The sequence below is a fragment of the Paraburkholderia sp. RL17-373-BIF-A genome (genome assembly GCF_046030175.1).
In the GTDB taxonomy this organism is placed as follows: Bacteria; Pseudomonadota; Gammaproteobacteria; order Burkholderiales; family Burkholderiaceae; genus Paraburkholderia.
Window position 1 is genome coordinate 1 of the sequence record NZ_JARESO010000229.1, and the last position, 1,809, is coordinate 1,809.

A 1,809-nucleotide genomic window follows, 5' to 3' on the forward strand; every position below is an offset into this window, starting at 1 on the left:
TAAGCGGTCTATTGACCACGCCCCTCAGAGGTCGGGAGCAGGCAGCATAGCCCACGGCATGAGCGCCGCATAGTTGTCAGCGGTTGAAGCGAGAGGTAGCTTCGTGAACAGCGAGACGAGATAGCGATATGGGTCGATGCGATTCGCCTTGCAGGTCTCGACCAGTGAGTAGAGATTGGCGCTGGCCTGCGCACCTGCAACAGTGTCGGCAAACAGCCATCCCTTCCTTCCGACGACGAACGGCCTGATGGCGTTTTCACAGAGGTTGTTCGATATGGGCCAGTTTCCGTTCTCGGTGTAGCGGACCAGCTTGGGCCACTGTCCACGCATGTAGTGGAGCGCTTTGCCAAGCAAACTCGACGGCACGATCGTCGGCAGTTGCTTGACCATCATGCGCTCGATGACGGCGAGCACGCGACTGCTGTAGCGAACACGTAGCCGCTGCCGGCGTTGCGCTGTCCACTTCGCTGCGCGCGCCTCGACAGCGAACAGCTTTCCGATCAAGCCGACGAAGCGTGTAGCCAGCAGGTCTGGCGTGCGCGCCGCTTTCGGCACGGTCTCTTCCGCTTTGATGAAGCCGCGACGCACGTGCGCCCAGCATCCGAGATGCACGAGCTGGTGATCATGAGCGATGCCGTTGTACAGCTCATAACCATCGCTCATTAGGACGCTACCAGGCTTCACGCCCGCATAAAGTCGCTGTGCGTGTTGCGTGCCGCGCCCTGGCGAGTACGAGAACATCCGAACGGGTGGTCCCAAGCCGTTGACTTGCGCCCACAGATAGCTCTTCGACTGAGGTTGACGTCCTGGCTCCTTCAACACTTGGAAAGTCGTCTCGTCACCATGGATGAGTTCCGAGGCGAGCAGCACATCGCGCATCAGATTGATTACGGGCTGCACGGCAAGGCCAACGCGAACAACGCTGGCCGCAAGAGTGTTTGACGAGATGTCGCCGCCGAAGCGGCGCAGCAGGGTCGCCTGTCGGTACAGTGGCATGCCGTACTGGTACTTGCCGGTGATGATCCACGCGAGCGCCGATTCTGTGAGCAGCCCGCGAGGAATGATTCTCGCCGGTGCTGGCGTAACCTTGATGCCCAGATCACAGCAGGGACACGCGTACTTCACCCGCTGATGCTGTATGACGCGTACCTGTTCTGGAATTACGTCGAGCTGCTCGCTGGTCTCGACACCGATCTCAACCAGCACATGGCCGTCGTGCGCGCAGAAGCGGTCCGACTCGGGCAACTCGTGCCGCACGATCTTGCGCGGCAGATTCGGATCCAGCGGTTTGCGTCCGCGCTTGGCGCGCGTGTGCCCTGCAACCAGCGTGGCGGGTTCGTCCTCACGTGCGGGCGTGGCGTCAGTTCCGAGTGCTTCGGCCTCGTTAAACAGGCCCAGCTGGTCAGTCCCGCGCGCCTCGCTCGACGCGCCGAACAACTCGTGCTTATAGGCACGCAGGCGCTCCTCTGCCAGGTCACGCTCAGCCTTCGCCAGCCGAAGCTCGCCACGCAGTGCGTCGCGCTCGGCAAGTAGCGCCTGATACTCTTCGGCACTGAGTGTGACGATGTCCTTCGGCATGGTCAGTTAGACCTTCCAGATACACCGGGCGTTCAGCCGATCCGTTCGTAAAACCGGCGTGGATGCTTCTGGATAACTGCCAGATCGATGCCGTCGAGCAACCAGTGCAATTGCTCGACCGTCAGAGAGATAGTCTCCGTGCCCGATGGCCAGGTGAAGCGATCCGCTTCGAGTCGTTTGAGCAGCAACCAGAAGCCGTTGCCGCCCCAGCCGAGTATCTTGATGCGATCG

Annotated in this window: 2 protein-coding genes; both read right to left on the minus strand. The window is 61.0% G+C overall.

Annotated elements, in window-relative coordinates; translation table 11 throughout:
• Nucleotides 1-24: 24 nt before the first annotated feature.
• Nucleotides 25-1,578, minus strand: coding sequence for an IS66 family transposase (gene tnpC, locus P0D80_RS49900; RefSeq protein ID WP_408296067.1), 1,554 nt, complete (start codon nt 1,576-1,578; stop codon nt 25-27).
• Nucleotides 1,579-1,610: 32 nt separating this feature from the next.
• Nucleotides 1,611-1,809 (minus strand): IS66 family insertion sequence element accessory protein TnpB (tnpB, locus tag P0D80_RS49905; RefSeq protein WP_408296070.1); only part of this gene is annotated, 199 nt, incomplete at its 5' end.